At 67.6% G+C, this 14966-nt stretch carries 19 protein-coding genes and 1 pseudogene; 14 read left to right on the top strand and 6 right to left on the bottom strand.

All coding sequences use genetic code 11. The features are described from left to right. Positions 1–152 precede the first annotated feature (152 nt). The gene (locus J1902_RS17205; protein WP_372434585.1) at positions 153–365 is read right to left on the bottom strand and encodes an SDR family NAD(P)-dependent oxidoreductase; all 213 of its coding nucleotides are present in this window, start codon (positions 363–365) and stop codon (positions 153–155) included. Here J1902_RS17205 and J1902_RS17200 point away from each other — a divergent pair. Continuing rightward, a complete protein-coding gene (locus tag J1902_RS17200; protein ID WP_207617551.1) occupies positions 360–719 on the top strand; it encodes a tetratricopeptide repeat protein in 360 nt (119 codons plus the stop codon). The two genes, J1902_RS17205 and J1902_RS17200, sit on opposite strands and share 6 nt — an antisense overlap. 237 nt (positions 720–956) lie before the next feature. Here J1902_RS17200 and J1902_RS17195 read toward each other — a convergent pair whose 3' ends face one another. Both J1902_RS17195 and J1902_RS17190 read right to left on the bottom strand, forming a co-directional pair. Beyond that, positions 957–1193 carry an SHOCT domain-containing protein gene (locus tag J1902_RS17195; RefSeq protein WP_307794484.1) on the bottom strand — a complete coding sequence of 79 codons (237 nt, stop codon included), beginning with the start codon at positions 1191–1193 and terminating at the stop codon, positions 957–959. 88 nt (positions 1194–1281) lie between these two features. Then, complete coding sequence (locus J1902_RS17190) at positions 1282–1989, bottom strand: thioredoxin-like domain-containing protein (RefSeq protein ID WP_207617550.1); 708 nt, start codon at positions 1987–1989, stop codon at positions 1282–1284. 162 nt (positions 1990–2151) lie between these two features. Between J1902_RS17190 and J1902_RS17185 the strand changes: the two genes are divergently transcribed. From J1902_RS17185 to J1902_RS17145, 9 genes and pseudogenes are all read left to right on the top strand, one after another. Next, positions 2152–2517, top strand: coding sequence for a BlaI/MecI/CopY family transcriptional regulator (locus J1902_RS17185; RefSeq protein WP_207617548.1), 366 nt, complete (start codon positions 2152–2154; stop codon positions 2515–2517). Next, positions 2514–3500, top strand: coding sequence for a M56 family metallopeptidase (locus J1902_RS17180; RefSeq protein WP_207617546.1), 987 nt, complete (start codon positions 2514–2516; stop codon positions 3498–3500). Before J1902_RS17185 ends, J1902_RS17180 begins: the two co-directional genes overlap by 4 nt. Before the next feature lie 100 nt (positions 3501–3600). Next, positions 3601–4479, top strand: coding sequence for a cytochrome c biogenesis CcdA family protein (locus J1902_RS17175; RefSeq protein WP_207617544.1), 879 nt, complete (start codon positions 3601–3603; stop codon positions 4477–4479). 78 nt (positions 4480–4557) lie between these two features. Further along, positions 4558–5217, top strand: a complete 660-nt coding sequence (locus tag J1902_RS17170; RefSeq protein ID WP_207617543.1) for a peroxiredoxin family protein — start codon at positions 4558–4560, stop codon at positions 5215–5217. Continuing rightward, positions 5214–5480, top strand: a complete 267-nt coding sequence (locus J1902_RS17165; protein WP_207617541.1) for a hypothetical protein — start codon at positions 5214–5216, stop codon at positions 5478–5480. The genes J1902_RS17170 and J1902_RS17165 overlap by 4 nt, the downstream gene beginning before the upstream one ends. Before the next feature lie 9 nt (positions 5481–5489). Continuing rightward, positions 5490–5717: a hypothetical protein gene (locus J1902_RS17160; RefSeq protein WP_207617539.1), complete on the top strand. Its 228-nt coding sequence runs from the start codon at positions 5490–5492 to the stop codon at positions 5715–5717. Then, positions 5714–5947, top strand: coding sequence for a hypothetical protein (locus tag J1902_RS17155; protein WP_207617537.1), 234 nt, complete (start codon positions 5714–5716; stop codon positions 5945–5947). The genes J1902_RS17160 and J1902_RS17155 overlap by 4 nt, the downstream gene beginning before the upstream one ends. Positions 5948–5960: 13 nt before the next feature. Further along, the gene (locus J1902_RS17150) at positions 5961–7919 is read left to right on the top strand and encodes a copper resistance CopC/CopD family protein (protein WP_207617534.1); all 1959 of its coding nucleotides are present in this window, start codon (positions 5961–5963) and stop codon (positions 7917–7919) included. 51 nt (positions 7920–7970) lie between these two features. Beyond that, positions 7971–8249: pseudogene (locus J1902_RS17145) on the top strand (tetratricopeptide repeat protein); the annotation flags it as partial. Between the two features lie 6 nt (positions 8250–8255). Here J1902_RS17145 and J1902_RS17140 read toward each other — a convergent pair. Next, the gene (locus J1902_RS17140; protein WP_207617532.1) at positions 8256–8633 is read right to left on the bottom strand and encodes a VOC family protein; all 378 of its coding nucleotides are present in this window, start codon (positions 8631–8633) and stop codon (positions 8256–8258) included. A gap of 215 nt (positions 8634–8848) precedes the next feature. Between J1902_RS17140 and J1902_RS17135 the strand changes: the two genes are divergently transcribed. The 4 genes from J1902_RS17135 to J1902_RS17120 all read left to right on the top strand — a co-directional run bounded on the left by J1902_RS17135 (position 8849) and on the right by J1902_RS17120 (position 13075). Beyond that, complete coding sequence (locus tag J1902_RS17135; RefSeq protein WP_207617530.1) at positions 8849–9268, top strand: YciI family protein; 420 nt, start codon at positions 8849–8851, stop codon at positions 9266–9268. Positions 9269–9303: 35 nt separating this feature from the next. After that, the gene (locus J1902_RS17130) at positions 9304–10557 is read left to right on the top strand and encodes an RNA polymerase sigma factor (protein WP_207617528.1); all 1254 of its coding nucleotides are present in this window, start codon (positions 9304–9306) and stop codon (positions 10555–10557) included. 120 nt (positions 10558–10677) lie between these two features. Then, positions 10678–11694: a magnesium and cobalt transport protein CorA gene (locus J1902_RS17125; RefSeq protein ID WP_207617526.1), complete on the top strand. Its 1017-nt coding sequence runs from the start codon at positions 10678–10680 to the stop codon at positions 11692–11694. A 238-nt stretch (positions 11695–11932) separates the two neighbouring features. Continuing rightward, on the top strand, positions 11933–13075 hold the full coding sequence (locus J1902_RS17120; RefSeq protein WP_242702153.1) for a magnesium and cobalt transport protein CorA: 1143 nt from the start codon (positions 11933–11935) through the stop codon (positions 13073–13075). A 67-nt stretch (positions 13076–13142) separates the two neighbouring features. Here the strand turns inward: J1902_RS17120 and J1902_RS17115 are convergent, their stop codons facing one another. Next, positions 13143–13499: a GNAT family N-acetyltransferase gene (locus J1902_RS17115; protein WP_207617524.1), complete on the bottom strand. Its 357-nt coding sequence runs from the start codon at positions 13497–13499 to the stop codon at positions 13143–13145. Continuing rightward, entirely contained in the window at positions 13496–14881 is a 1386-nt protein-coding gene (locus J1902_RS17110; protein WP_207617523.1) for an acyltransferase family protein, read from the bottom strand. The genes J1902_RS17115 and J1902_RS17110 overlap by 4 nt, the downstream gene beginning before the upstream one ends. Between the last annotated feature and the right edge of the window lie 85 nt (positions 14882–14966).

Below are 14966 nucleotides of genomic sequence, written 5' to 3'. Positions count from 1 at the left end.
GCCGAAGAACTCCGCCGCCTCGACCCCGACGAAGTCTTCGGCGACACGGTTCGTAGTCTTGGTACTTTCAGAGTGCGCCAACAAAGCCGCCCGACGTTGGCTGGCAGCGCGGAGCCAGGTCGTAGGCGGGACCGTTTGTCACTGATCGCCGTCTAACCCGCGTGGAACGCTGTAGTCCCGCTCGAGTTCTTCAGAATCCGCTGGAGCCGGCCGGCGTCGCGGGCCACCAGCACCATGGTGTGGCCTTCCTTTGCGAGTTGGCGGGCGAATTCCGCGCCGAGCCCTGCTGTTGCCCCTGTTACGAGGGCGGTGGTGGTGTCTTCATGCGCCCAGACTAGCCGTGTTACGGCGCCGGCGGCATGCAGAGTCCTGAGTGGGAGAACCGCGTGGCCAAGCTCTGGACCGATCTGGAGGCCTCCGGCCGGGAAGAATTCCCCGCCGCCATGAAGAAGCTGTGGGCGGAACTGCCCGAGGGCACCGCCAATGCCGACTTCGAGCTCGGCGGCTCCTACGACTCCACCGGTTACCCGGAGCAGGCCGTCCTGCTGTACCAGCGCGCGCTGGAAACGGGGCTGGAAGGCGAGAGCCGGCGTCGGGCAGTCATCCAGCTGGCCAGTTCCCTGCGCAACCTGGGCCACGCCGAGATCAGCGCGAAGATGCTGACGAGGGTGGTTCGTGGAGGCCGAAGGCCGAGCCTTGGTCGTCCTTGCAGAGCTTGAACCGGCTGAGCTCTGCGGCACTGCCGTCATCCCCAGGGCCTGTATCACCGACTGAGCCCCGAGCTCGCGCACCCGGGCCAAGGCAGCGTCCCTGGGCGCGGTTCCCTGGCCGAGATTCGTGGCAGCACGGCCAGGACCGCAGGATGGGGTGTGTGCCCGCCGGTGCGGGAGCCGTCCCGTAATCGTCCCTTTCGCACGGAAACGCGTGGCCTCTGGCCAGGATGCCTGGCAATGGCCCTATCCCAGCGTTTCGCGCCGTGTGCGGTATTCGTCTTCGCCGATTTCCCCGCGAGCGTACCGCTCATCGAGGATGATGCGGGCAGAGCTGGGAGGGTTATCCGGTGATCGTCCGCCGCCGCGGGCGAGGCGGACGATTCCCCAGACGAGTGCGGCCAGAACGGCGATGAGAAGGATCGACCATCCCAGCATCCACGGCCACATGAACCCCATGTCGCCGCATCCGTAACCCATCATTGGTTTTGTCCTTCCCTCAGTGGTGTGGAGGCGTGTGGTCCAGGCAGCCGGTTCCCGGTATCCTCCCTGTCTCCCGGTCCGCGGGTGGCTACTTGATTTTGCCGGGGCCGTCGAGTCCGCCGGTGCAGGGTGCGCCGGGCTCGGGGGCTGACTTGGCGCTCCGGTATTTGGAGATGAAGTCTTTGACCCGCGGGTCATCAGCGCCTGCCGCCTTCAGCTGCACGCCCCAGGCGGAGGCGACGACAGGTGAGGGAAGCCCGATGTAGGGCGAGAGGATCGCGTAGGTTGAGGGGATGTCCTTGCGCAGCGTCTCCAGCTGTGCACCGCTGACCGCCTGCGGGTCATAGGTCACCCAGACAGCCCCGTGCTCAAGGGAGTGCACGGCGTTTTCGTTGGGCACCGGCTCGCTGTAGACGGCGCAGTTGAGCGGGACCGCCGAATGGTCCCCGCCCACGGGCGGGTTCTGGCCGTACTTGGCCGGCGTCTGCACGTGGTTAGCGCTCAGCCCAGAAAACACCTGGACGCCATCGATGGCGGCGGGCGGGCTTTTCGGCATGGTGCTCATCACGGCGAAGACGACGAGGCCTGCCACAAGCGCGATGCCGACAGTCCAGGCCGTGGTGATGAGGATGAGCCGGTTGCGCCGGGCTCTGCGGTGCTGGAGTTTGAATCCGGCAAGCTTCTGCTGAATATGTGCGGCCCGCTGCTGCTTGAGAGTTGGATTGCTCCCGGCGCCCGGTTGCGATTCCGGTCCGGCCGTCCCGGCAGGTCTGCCCGGCTTCTTTGATCGGGACATTTCACTGAATCCTTTGCTTGACGGGCGCTTAGGGCCTGGCGCTGCGTTCAACGCCGGGGGTCCGGCATTCCTATATCAAACCTAACTTACTTAGGTATTTAGGTGCAATGCCGCGGCCTATCTCCTATCCTTGATAGGACAACACACGGCCGAGGAGGCAGCATGCCAAAGTTTGGCGACCTGGAGAGCGCCATCATGGAGCAGATCTGGCACGCGGAAGGGCCGCTGCTGGTCCGGGAGGTCCTCGAGGGACTGGACCGGGGGCTGGCCTACAACACGGTGCACACCGTCACCGAGATTCTGCACCGTAAGGGCTGGCTCACGAAGGAACGGGACGGCAGGGCATTCCGTTATGGGGCAGCCGCGGGCAGGGACAAGTACGTTGCCGGACTGGTTACTGAAGCCCTCTCAGTCACCGATGACCGGACCGCCGCCCTGGTGGGGTTCGTGGAGGGGATGCGACCCGAGGAGGCCGACGAACTGCACCGACTGCTCAGCGCGGCGCGGGAACAGGACATGCAGGCATGATCGTCGCATTGTCCCTCCTCGGTTACGCCCTGGTTCTGGCCGTTGCCGGACCCCGGCTGCTGCGGGCGGCATCCTGGGCGGACAGGGCTCCCCGGCTGGCCATCGCGGCGTGGCAGGCCCTCACCGTCACCATCCTGGCCTCCGTCGCCCTCGCCGGACTGGCCCTGACATTCCCCACAGTGAGCGTCAGCGGCGATCTGGCCGAACTGTTGCGGGCCTGCGTCATGGCCATCCGCGAGCAGTATGCTTCCCCGGGTGGGGCAGCGGCGGGTGCCACCGGCGCCGTCCTTTCCCTGGCCGTACTCGGCCGCACCGTGTGGTGCATCGGCGCGGGCCTCGCCGGCATGACCCGGGAGCGCGCCCGCCACAGCAGAATTCTTGACATCGTCGGCCACACCGATGGGCACCGCGGCGTTGTTGTTCTGGACTCGGACGAACCGGCCGTCTACTGCCTCCCCGGCAGGCGGCGGCGCACCGTCGTGACAACAGGGGCGCTGCAGGCCCTGGATGAGGCGCAGCTGGACGCGGTCCTGGCCCACGAGCACGCCCACCTCTCGGAGCGGCACGATCTGGTCCTGGGCCTTTCCCGCGCCCTGGCATCGGCCTTCCCCGCCGTCGCGCTCTTCCGGCTCGCCGCCGAAGAGACGGCCCGACTGGTGGAACTGCGCGCGGATGACGCAGCCGCTGCCCGGTCCGGGCGACTCACCGTGGCCGGGGCCCTGCTTGCCGTCGCCTCCGGGGGCATTGCACACCTGTCCCCAGCCGTTGCCCTTGCGGCAGGAGGCAGCGGGGCCGCTGCCCGCGTGCGGCGGCTCATCCCCCCAAACAACCCCCTAGGCAGGGCCCGGACCGCCGCCGGCCTCTTTGCCGTTGCCGCACTGTTCGCCCTCCCGGTGCTGCTGCTGGGAGGTCCGGCGGCTGCCGCGGCCGGACACAACCTCTGTCCCGACGCGAACGCCTCCGCCAGCTCCCCTGCCCCCTGAAGCTGACCGCCAGGCCCCGCTGGACACGGCCAGCCTATTCTCCTAAACTCCTTAGGAGAATAGTTTTCGAAGCCTCGATGGCGTGAAAGGGCGAACGTCCATGGAAGATCTGCTGTTCGGCGGGACGCTGCTGACCGCGTTCCTTGGCGGCCTCGTCGCGCTGCTGGCCCCGTGCTGCGTCTCGGTGATGCTGCCCGCGTACCTGGCCACCGGCTTTCGCCGCCGCACCGGCATTCTGGCCGCAACCTTTGTCTTCGCAGCGGGAGTGGCAACCGTCATCGTGCCGATCGGCCTGGGAGCAACCGCCCTCGTCAGTCTGGTCTCAGGCCAGCACGTGCTGGTGTTTTCGGCTGCCGCCACGGCCATGCTGGCCGGCGGAACAGCGATGCTGCTCGGACGGAAGCCCCGGCTGCCGATGCTGCCTGGCCGGGCCCCCACCGGAGGAGGTTTCGGTTCGATCTATGGGCTGGGAGTGTTTTCGGGGGCTGCCAGTTCCTGTTGCGCTCCCGTGCTGGCCGGCGTCGCGGTGCTCTCCGGGGCGACCGCTTCGTTTCCCGCGGCGCTGGCGGTGGCACTGACCTACGTTCTGGGCATGGTTGCACCCCTGGCAGCGCTGGCCCTGGTGTGGGACCGCAAGGACTGGAGCAAGAGCAGGTGGCTGCAGGGCCGGCAGGTCACGCTCCGTCTCGGCCGCCTGCGCCGCACGATGCCGTTCGGCACCGCCGCGTCGGCCTTCCTGCTCATCGATGGCCGCACTCAGCTACGTCCAGGCCGCACTGGGCCCCGGGATGGGATCGGACGGGGTGTTCCTGCAAATCACGGCCGACCTTCAGCATGCCGCTTCCGTCATCTCCGGAGCCCTGGGCTGGCTGCCCGGCTGGGTTCTGGCCGGGATCCTCACCGCGGGTCTTGTCTACCTGATACGCCAGGCACGCCGATATGCCGGACGCCCGGCCTGCCCGGACACATCCGCCGATGACGCCGAAGCCGGTGCCGGCAACGACTGCTGCGCCCCCGAAAACACCACGGACCCCATCCCCGCAAAGGACAGCCGATCATGAGCACGACCAAAAGCCGGGACCCCAAGACCGGCCCCGCCCGGGGAACGAGCCGCCGCTGGGTCACCTGGACCCTCGCCGCGGCAGCTCTTGCAATCGCCCTCGTCGCCCTCTTCGGCATCTTCTCCGGAGCCACAACCCCGAAAAACGCCGGCACCGCAAAGAACTACGATGTCGGCCAGCCGGGCCCCGGCCAGGCCGCGCCCGTTTTCACCCTCGAGGACACCACCGGCCGGCAGGTGTCCCTGGGCGACTACAAGGGAAAAAACGTGCTCCTGTACTTCCAGGAAGGCCTGACCTGCCAGCCCTGCTGGGACCAGCTGACCAGCCTCGAAAAGGACAGCGCCAAGGTCAAGGCCGCAGGCGTCGACACGGTCCTCTCGATCACGACCGATCCCGCCGACCTCGTTGCCCGCAAAACCCGGGACATGGGCCTGACCACGACCGTTCTCTCCGATCCCAGCCTCACGGTTTCAGAGAAGTACAGTGCAAACGAGTACGGGATGATGGGCGCCATGAGGGACGGGCACAGCTTCATCCTGGTCGGACCCGACGGCACCATACGCTGGCGGGCCGACTACGGCGGCGCCCCGGACTACACGATGTTCGTTCCGGTCGACAACCTGCTCGCTGACCTGAAGGAAGGAATCAGGCCATGATCACGCTCACCCTGCTGACCCAGCCCGACTGCACCTGGTGCAGCGACGGCAAGCAGCTGCTGGCCGGGCTGTCCCGCGAGTTCCCGCTCAGCGTTGATGAGGTCGACCTCCACAGCGAGCAGGGGCGCATCCTCGCGGCCCGGCACCGCCTCCTCTTCGCCCCCGGGCTCATCGCCGACGGCAGGCTCATCGCCCACGGCCGTCTCTCCGCACGCGCGCTCCGCCGCGACCTGACCCTACTCTGCCCCACCCCTGACCACTAAGGACATCCCATGGAACAGTTACTCCTCTTCCTTCCCGCCCTGGCCTGCCCCGTCGGCATGGGCCTGATGATGTGGCTCATGATGCGCGGCCGCGGGCGCAGCGAACAGCCCGCCACACCGGACCAGGAGCAGGAACTGGCCAGGCTGCGCGCCCAGATCGAAGCCCTCCGCCCGGTGCCGGCAGACTTCGACGAGCGTCACCCGGCACCGCGTCCCGGCGAGAGCACCACCGCATGAACACGCTGCTGATCGCACTGGGCGCCACCGCGGCGGCGATTGCCCTGACCTGGTTCTTCTGCCTGCGCCCGATGCGCCGGCAGGCCGGCACCACAGGCGTCGGGTGCTGCGCCCGGCCGTCGCAAGGTCTTGATGACCAGATCCGCGCTGCCCGGGAAGAACTCTCGCAACTGCAGAGCGCTCCCGGCACCGGCCCGGACGTTATCCCCCCGCCCCGGCGTGAAGCGTAGGACCCGCCGGCGAATGCACCGTCTGGGCCGTGCCGGCGCGCTGCTCGCAGCCACGGCGGGGCTCGTGTTTGCCGGTCTGCTGGCGGCGGTCCCGGCCTCGGCGCACGCCAATCTGCTCTTCACCGCGCCTGCCGCCGACTCGACCGTCGCCACAGCCCCGGAGACCCTGACGCTGCTTTTTGACGAGCCGGTCACCACCGCCGGGACCCCGGTGAAGCTGACCGGCCCGGAGGGCAGCCAGACAGTCGGCACGCCCCGGCTCAGCCATGAGAACCGGGCCCTGGAAATACCAGTGCCCGGATCCACCGGGCGGGGTATCTACACCGTCGAATGGCAGGTCACCGCCGGCGACGGCGACGTCATGAGCGGCAGCTACCGCTATGCCGTGGGACCTGCCGCCACGGCGCTGGGCGGCGGCCAGGCCACCGACACGCAGGGATCATGGCAGACGACGACCCTTCGTGCCCTGCTGTTCACCGCCCTCGCCCTGGCCCTCGGGGAACAGGCCGGAACCCGGCTGCTTGCGCGCCTTCGCGGTGCCCCGGCCGGGCCGCGGCCGATCACCGTGTGGGCCTGCCTGGCAGGCCTGGCGGCCGCCGCCGGGCTAGCCGTGCTGCTCCTGGGCAACGGCTCTCTGACAGCAGGCCTCACCCGGCCCGTACCGGAAGCCCTGGCCGGCAGCCGTCCGGGAATCCTGGCCCTTGTCGAGATCAGCGGATTCGCCCTGGCAGCAACCGCTGCCGCAGCACGCCGGCGCGGATGGCTTTGGCTGCCGCTGGCGGCCGTGATCGGCGCCGAGGCTCTGCGCGCCCACCCACAGCTGGCCGACCCGCTCCTGGGCATCCCGCTGACCGTACTGCACCTCGCCTCGGCCACCCTCTGGACCGGAATGCTGGTCCACGCCCTGCGCACACTCGTCCGCTGGCGACACCGGCGGGACCTGGCCCGGGAAGCACTCGGCGTCTATTCCCGGACTGCCGCGTGGCTGTTCACCGCCGTCGTACTCACCGGTCTTGGATCCGCACTGATACTTGTCCCTTTCGACAGCCTCCTCACCACCGACTATGGACGGGTCCTGCTGGCCAAAACCGGGCTGGTCGCAGCCGCAGCCGGTCTTGCCCTGGCCGCCCGCCGCCTCCTGCACCGGAAATCCGCCCTGGAAAAGATCAGGCGCCCCGCCCGGGTCGAAGCAGCCGCCCTGTTCGCCGTCCTTGTAGTGTCCTCATTGCTGACCGTGCTGCCCGTCCCCGGCAGCACGGACGCGCCCCTGGCCTTTCCGCCGCCCGCCACGGGCCCGGTCGTCCCGGCGGCGGCCCTGGCCGGGGAGATAGGTGTCAACGCACGCGCCAGCTCCGGCCAGCTCGTCATCCAGCTGATGGTCCCGGAGATCACCGATTCATCGGGCGTGACCGTAAACGCGCAACTGGGCCTCACCGGTTCCCTCGCCGGACCCGCCGGCGACATCACCGAGCTGACATTCCGAAGCTGCGGGGAAGGCTGCTTTTTCAGCCCCGCCGCCTGGCGCGATGGCACCAGCCGCCTCACCATTACCCCGACGTCCGTCAACTGGAATGCGAAACCCGCCGCACTGGCCATCACCTGGCCCGCCATTCCGGCAGAGGACATGCTGGGCGAAGCGGTGACGGCAATGAAGGCCGTCCCGTCCTTCACCTTGCACGAACTCGTCACCAGCGACACCGCCCGCGGACTGGGAACACCGCGGTCCTTCCAGACCACCGGCAAGGACTTCATCCGGCGCGCCCTGTACGCCAGCGGCGTCGCCACCACGGCCACCCGGCTTCCCGATGAAAACGGGAACCGCCGCCTCGTCCTGTCCTACCCAGCCGAGAACGCGGTCCTCGAACTCACGCTGGCCGAGGACGGTCGGATCTTGCACGAGACGCTGACCGCACCGCACCATCTGGTCACACGCACGCTCATCTACCCCGAAGCCGCCGGCCATCATGGCTAAGCCGGTCCGCGGGACCGCACCGGCCGCTCACGGGAGCCGCAGCGCCGGCGTCGGGCAGTCATCCAACTGGTCAGTTCCCTGCGCAATCTGGGCCACGTCGAGATCAGCGTGGCGATGCTGACCGACGAGCGCGGCCGGGGCGAGGACCACCTTTCGGACGCGGTGGATGCCGTGCTGGCCTTGGCGCTGGCGGACACCGGTCGCGAACGCGAGGCCCTGTCCTTGGCCATCACCGCACTGGCACAGCACCTGCCCCGATACCAGCGCTCCATGAAGAACTACGCCAGGCAGCTCCTCGAGAAGTCCCGGGACGCTGCCCCGGGCAGGTAGGCACAATTACTGCGCAGGGGGCTGGTAAAGGCCGAAGACCGAGCCCTGATCGTCCTTGCACAGCTTGAATCTTCCGTACTCCGCCGCGTTGTCCTCGTCGCCCGGGTCCGTGCCATCCACCGAGCCGCCAAGCTCACGCACCCGGGCCAAGGCGGCGTCGAGCTCGTCCACCCTGAAGAACAGGTAGGGCGCCGCGCCCTTGTCGCCGCCGTGCAGCCCGCCGGGGATGCCTGCGGTGCCCGGCGCGCTCGACGTGCCGATCATGAAGCCGCCGCGACCGGACGGCCCGGGCGTGAAGTCCCAGCCGAAGAGCGCGCCGTAGAACGCCTTGCCTCGTTCGGGATCTTCGACGCCGATTTCAAAGAACGCTGGTTCGCCGGCCATGGTTCCTCCCTTTCAGGTGGGGTCGGCGGGATCCACCGGACGAACCCACCCTAGACCTGCCTCGCACCCCGGTCCAGAGTGAACCGTCCAGAGTGAACCGGCCCGCCCAGAAGTTCAGAAAAAATTCTCGGGCTTTGTGTCGATCCGGTCTCGCGCCGTTCGACCTGTGGGTGAGAAGGTCGAAGGGCGACCTTCCACAAACCAAGGAGTACGTGATGGCCAAGTACATGTTGATCATGCGGGCAGACGACGAGGCGTTCGCGAAGTTCGAGAACATCGATTTCGACGAAATCCTCGAAGCCATGGGCAAGTTCAACGACGAGCTCATCCGCGCCGGGGTTCTGTTGGCGGCCGAAGGTCTCGACGACGCGAAGGACGGGGTGGTGGTCGACTTCACCGGCGAAACACCCGTGGTCACCGATGGCCCCTACGGCGAAACCAAGGAACTGTTCGGCGGCTACTACATCCTGGACGTCGCATCGGTCCAGGAAGCCGTCGAGTGGGCCAAGCGGGCTCCCATGACGGCGGGCACCAAGACCGAGATCCGGCGCGTGACCAGCATCGACGAGTTCCCGCAGGACAACGAATGGATCCAGAAGGAGCGCGCCTGGCGCGTGCAGACCGGGCAGCTCTGAGCCGCCTGCCCTGACGCGACAGCTCTGACGCGGCAGTGAGTGCGGCTGAGGCACGGGGCGCCGTCGAGGCAGTGTGGCGGATGGAATCCGCCCGCATCGTCGGCGCCCTGGCCCGTTATACCGGCGACTTCCCGCTGGCCGAGGACCTCGCCCAAGAGGCGCTCGCCGAGGCACTGGTTTCCTGGTCCGTCAACGGGGTGCCTGCCGAACCCGCCGGCTGGCTGCTCACCACCGGCCGCCGTCGTGCGATTGATACCTTCCGCCGGCGGGCGGCGCGGGACGAAAAGTACGCGCTCCTGGCCCGCGGGCTCTCGGAGGAGGAGCCCGGAACGGACGCGCTGTTCGACCCCGATGCGATCGACGACGACGTGCTCGCCCTGATGTTCATCTCCTGCCATCCGGTGCTGGCCAAGGAAGCCCGGATCGCGTTGACGCTGCGGGTGGTGGGCGGGCTGGGCACCGACGAGATCGCCAAGGCCTTCCTGGTGCCGGTGGCGACGGTCCAGGCGCGCATCACCCGCGCCAAGAAGACGCTTGCCGCCGCGCAGGTGCCGTTCGCCGTCCCCGAACCGCACGAGCTGGCCGAACGGCTGAGCTCGGTGCTTCAGGTCATCTACCTGATCTTCACGGAGGGCTCGTTCGCCTCGGGCGGCGCGGAATGGATCCGCACGGACCTGGCCGGCGAAGCCCGCCGCCTGGCCCGCGTGCTAGTGCGGGTCGCGCCCGAACCGGAGGTGTTCGGCCTGCTCGCGCTAATGGAACTCACCGCTGCACGGTTCCCGGCCCGGCTCGACGCCTCCGGCCGCCCGGTGCTTCTGGAAGACCAGGACCGACGGCGGTGGGACCAGTCCGCGATCCGCCGCGGACGTGCGGCACTGGCCCGGGCTGCGGGGTCCGGACGCGGGCTGGGCGCCTACGGTCTCCAGGCGTCCATCGCCGAGTGCCACGCGGTGGCGCACTCGGTGGCCGAAACGGACTGGCAGCGGATCGTCATACTCTACGAAGCCCTCGCACGCCTGACCCCGTCCCCCATCATCGAGCTCAACCGTGCCGTGGCGGTCGCGATGGCCTCTGGTCCGGCCGAGGGATTGAAACTGGTGGACGCGGTCGCCGCACGCGGGGAGCTGGCGGGCACGCACCTGCTCCCCGCGGTCCGCGGCGAGATGCTCACCCGGCTCGGCCGGCACGACGACGCGCGCGCCGCACTCCTGCAGGCCATAGCGCTGTGCGGTAACGCCGCCGAGCGCGCGGTACTGGAGCGCAAGGTGGACGGGCTTAGCCGGCCGTAGCTCCCGCCGGCCGGGGTGGCAGTTCGGGTGTTCGGCGGAGGCTGCGGGGTCGCTATGGTAAGTAGCGGGGCCTTTCCGCAGAGTGGCTCTTCGGGCAGTGGTCGGAAGGAGCCGGTACTGATGACGATGGTGGATAACGCCGTCTATGTGGGCGGTGCCAGGACGGCTAATCCGGCGAGCTTGGATGAGACCTTCGAGGTCATGCGGGAGCGCGGCGGGATGGCCTGGATCGGTCTCTACCGTCCGGAGCCGCCTGAACTTCAGGCCGTGGCCGATGAATTCAGCCTGCACGAGCTTGCCGTGGAGGACGCCCTTCATGGGCATCAGCGGGCCAAACTGGAACGCTACGGGGATACCTTGTTCACGGTGCTGCGCCCGGCGCGGTACCTGGATGATGTCGAGAAGGTGGAGTTCGGTGAGTTGCACGTGTTTGTCGGGCCGGACTTTGTCGTCACGGTCCGGCATGCCGAGTCCCCGAACCTTGCCCGGGTCCGCCGCCGCCTCGAGGCGGACCCGGAGATGCTGGGCCTGGGGCCGCAGGCGGTGCTGTACGCAATTCTGGATGAGGTCGTGGACCAGTACGAGCCCGTGGTGGCCGGGCTGGAGAACGACATCGATGAGATCGAAGACGAGTTGTTCAATGCCGGCTCCGATGTTGCGCGGCGCATTTACGACCTTTCCCGCGAGGTGATCGCGTTCCAGCGTGCCACCCACCCCCTGGCCCCGATGCTCGAGGCCCTGCAGCGTGGTTCAGAGAAATACCAGCTCGACCTGGAGCTGCAACGCCGGCTGCGGGACGTGGATGACCACGTGATCAGGATCGTTGAACGCGTCGATGCGTTCAGGGCGTTGCTGCAGAACGCACTTTCGGTCCAGGCGACCCTGGTGGCCCAGCAGCAGAACGACGAGATGAAACAGCTGTCCGAGTCGAGCCTGGCCCAGAACGAGGAAGTCAAGAAGATCTCGTCCTGGGCTGCGATCCTGTTCGCGCCGACCCTTGTCGGGACCGTCTACGGGATGAATTTCGAGAACATGCCCGAACTTTCCTGGTTGTGGGGGTATCCCTTTGCGGTCGCCCTGATGCTGGCCATGGGCGTCGTGCTGTATCTGATGTTCAAGCGCCGGAAGTGGCTCTGATCACCTCCAGGGCCTCTGGCTTGCCCGTCAAGCCATGTCTGTGGTCCAATTAGCACGATTCGACAGATTTGAGCAGACGGGAGGACGTGTCCATGCACACCGAACCTCCAAGTATCAGCCGGGACGAACACTCTCCCGCCTGAACCTCAGGTCCCAGGTTCCACACCAAACTCACGCGCTTTGGCGGGAGACGTCCGTGGCCGTTACGGCCGTGACCTCTTCGAATGCCTGGATCACCATGATGAACACCCGCCGCTTTTCCGCGCGCCTGCACACCCTCGCCAACCGCACTTCCCGCGCCTCGCGGACCCCTGCCACCCAGGGCGCTGCTGCCGCACTGGCCCTGCCTGAAACCCGACGTCCGAGCCTTGTCGACAGCGGCATCTACCTTGACGGCAAGCGCGTGTCCTCACCGAAAAGCCTCCCGGACACGTACCGGGAGCTGAACCACTTCGAAGGCTCCATGGCCTGGATCGGGCTGGTTCGTCCGGAAGAGTCCGAACTGCAGTCGCTCGCCGCGGAATTCAACCTTCACGAACTCGCAATCGAAGACGCCGTACTGGCACACCAGCGCTCCAAGATCGAACGCTACGGAGAGACCCTCTTCGTCGTGCTGCGCGCTGCCCGCTACCTGGACTCGAGGGAAGAAATCGAATTCAGCGAGCTGCACGTGTTCGTCGGGCCGAACTTCATCATCACCGTCCGCCACGGAGGCACCCCGGACCTCGCCCAGGTCCGCCGCCGCCTCGAACATGACACCACCCTGCTACGTCTGGGCCCCGAGGCCGTGCTGTACGCGATCCTGGACGCCGTCGTCGACGGCTACGCCCCGGTCGTCTCCGGCTTGGAGAACGACATCGACGAAATCGAAACCGAAGTGTTCAGCGGCGACCCCGCAGTCTCCCGGCGCATCTACGAACTCTCCCGGGAAGTCATCCAGTTCCAACGATCCACCCACCCCACCCTGGGGATCCTTTCTGCGCTGGCCGGAGGCTTCACGAAATACGGGATCTCCGAAGAGCTCCAGCAATACCTCCGCGACGTCGCCGACCATACCGCCCAGGCCAACGAACGGATCGAAGGATTCCGTTTCATGCTCCGGGATATCCTCACCGTGAACGCAACCCTGGTCGCGCAGCGGCAGAACGAAGAAATGAAACACATCGCCGAGGCCAGCAACGCCCAGAACGAGGAAGTCAAGAAGATTTCCGCCTGGGCCGCGATCCTTTTCGCACCGACGCTGGTAGGGACGGTGTACGGGATGAACTTCGAAAACATGCCTGAACTCGGTTGGGAATACGGCTACCCGCTCTCCATCGCCCTCATGGCCGGCGTCAGCCTCGTCCTGCACCGGATCTTCAGAAACCGCGGCTGGATTTAAGGAGATCGCTGTGGGTACCTTTCAGGCCGGCCGAGCGGGCTGACGTACTCAATGGCGGCCCGGCCGCCTACTCGTTTTCCGGTTCGCCCACGGGCGGTTCCGGCGGCCAGTCGACGTCCTGCTCGTAGCCCTCATGATGGCGCAGGTAGTGCGCGATGTAGGGGCAATGCGGGATGATGCGCTTGCCGGAGGCCACCACGTCATCGAGGGCGAAGTGGGCCAGCACCTTGGCCAGCCCCTGGCCCTGGAACTTGCTCCGGGTCTCGGTGTGCAGGAAGTCGATGTGGCCGGGTTTGTCCATGAACTGTGAAATCACGGCCACTTCGCCGTCAACCAGGAGCTCGTAGCGGTGGAACTTGTCGTTCCTGACCGTGGTGACACCTGGGCTGAACGCCTCTTCGCGTGAATCCGTGAACTCAGTCATGACTCGAGATTGGCACTTAAACCCGGCGCTGGCAATGGCCCCGCCGACCCGGCCGCTGGCGCCGGTACAGCAGCCGGCGTCGCCACTGGTGTCGACAGAGGCGCCGGCACCGGTGCGCTGGCCGGGACGTGGCCGAGCAGCAGGACGGCCAGCGCGAAGCACGCCGCTCCCCTGCCCAGCAGTTCGAGTGTCAGGCCGTTGAAGACCGCGTCCACGATCGGAATGAACATCACGACGCCGGCGGTAACCACCGCGGCCGGCGGGCGGCCCCGGGCGTGGACGGCCGCCGTCGGGCGGTCCTCCAGCCTGCCGCACAGCGCCAGGACAGGCACCAGCATGACGACGACGGCGAGGAACACGAGCGGCCGGGCCCACCACCATTCCGCGGTGCCGGACGCCGGTTTGGGGAAGTCTGTCAGCAGGAGGAGCCCGGACATGGCCACGAGCAGCGGCAAATGCCAAAGGTAGACCGTGACGGAGCGCCGGCCGGCCACGGTCACCATCCCACGGATCCAGCGGATGCCCGCCACCCAGTCCAGGGCCGGCCGCAGCAGCTGCAGCGTGGCCGCCTGCGAAACGCCCAGGAGCAGCAGGCAGAAATTGGGTGGGTTGAGGTTGACCAGCATGTTGCCCGGGTAAGCGCCCACGCCGGTCACCACACCGAGGAGCAGGTTGCTGCCAGCGATCACACCCACGAGCGAGGCCCGGCTGCGACCGGCGAACACGCCGTCGGCCATGAGGAAGCCGAGCTGCTGGACGGCCCACCAGACGAAGAGCAGGTTGAGGTAGGCGAGCATCGGCAGGGCGCCGCGCAGGGAGTCGATGGTGATGATGCAGGCCGTCAGGAGCCCGAGCGTCAGCCAGGGCGCCCGGCCGTGCAGCCGGGCCATGAGCGGCACCGCGAGCTGTGCGGTGAGGTACGCGGCGAGGAACCACAGCGGCATGCCGGCGCCGGTGGCCATCAGCTGGATGACTTGCGGGTCCACTCCCGAAAGCCGCGCCGCCCAGAGGCCCAGGAACATGGCGGCGAGCAAGGCTGTGGCGGGCCGGACGAGCCGCAGGAGACGCAGCTTGGCGTAGTCGAATCCCGTGCCGCCGCTGTCCTTCAGCCGGCGCCAAGACTCGAGCCCGGTGATCCCGCCGAGCACGAAGAACAAGGGCACGATCATCAGCACCCAGACGGCAGGCACAAACCAGATCTGTTCCGCGAGGGTGTTCTCGGTGGTGACGGTGCCATCGCGGTGCAGTACCGGGCTGACCATCATGCTGTGCCCCGCCACCACCAAGGCAAGGCAGAAAAAACGGACGAGGTCGATCACGGAATCACGCTGGCCGCCTCCGGCCAAGCCGACGGAACCCTTCAGCTGCCGCGGACTCCCCATGGCGCTCCTTCACGAAGGCACCGACTGGTATCGATTGCTGACTCCATTGTCCGCCCGCCCGGCGGCCGGAACCAGTAGCGGCGGA

The organism is Arthrobacter cavernae, assembly GCF_017368795.1.
In the GTDB taxonomy this organism is placed as follows: domain Bacteria; phylum Actinomycetota; class Actinomycetes; order Actinomycetales; family Micrococcaceae; genus Arthrobacter; species Arthrobacter cavernae.
The sequence above is the reverse complement of the archived record's forward strand: the minus strand, read 5'-3'. Positions and strand labels throughout refer to the sequence as shown.